The organism is Myxococcus sp. CA033 (assembly GCF_013336625.1).
In the GTDB taxonomy this organism is placed as follows: domain Bacteria; phylum Myxococcota; class Myxococcia; order Myxococcales; family Myxococcaceae; genus Myxococcus; species Myxococcus llanfairpwllgwyngyllgogerychwyrndrobwllllantysiliogogogochensis.
Genome location: NZ_JABUMU010000084.1, coordinates 1 through 577, shown reverse-complemented (window position 1 = coordinate 577; position 577 = coordinate 1). Strand labels below are relative to the sequence as shown.

The window sequence follows — 577 nt, the reverse complement described above, 5'->3', positions numbered from 1 at the left end:
CGCGAGGAAGAGGCTCGGCTCGCTGAAGAGGAGCGACTCGCTTAAGAGGAGCGACTCGCTGAAGAGGCTCGGGCTCGTGCTGAGGAAGAGCGCCGCGAGGAAGAGGCTCGGCTCGCTGAAGAGGCTCGGGTTCGTGCTGAGGAAGAGCGCCGCGCTGAAGATGCCCGACTCGCCGAAGAGGCTCGGCTGGCGGAAGAGGAGCGCCTCGCTGAAGAGGCTCGACTCGCCGAAGAGGCTCGACTCGCCGAAGAGGTGCGGGTCCGCGCGGAGGAAGAGCGACTCGCTGAAGAAGCCCGACTCGCGGAGGCGGCTCGGGTTCGTGCGGAAGAGACCCGACTCGCCGAAGAGGCGCGACTCCGTGCCGAGGAAGAACGACTCGCGGAAGAGGCTCGGCTGGCTGAAGAGTCCCGGCTCGCTGAAGAGGCTCGGGTTCGTGCGGAGGAAGAGCGACTCGCTGAAGAGGCCCGGCTCGCAGAAGAGGCCCGGCTCGCTGAAGAGGCGCGACTTGCCGAAGAGGCACGGGTTCGTGCGGAGGAAGATCGACTCGCTGAAGAGGCTCGGGTTCGTGCTGAGGAAG

At 66.7% G+C, this 577-nt stretch carries 1 protein-coding gene; it reads right to left on the bottom strand.

What is annotated here, in order from left to right; translation table 11 throughout:
* Positions 1-577 (bottom strand): hypothetical protein (locus HUA78_RS45735; protein WP_174479132.1); only part of this gene is annotated, 577 nt, incomplete at both ends.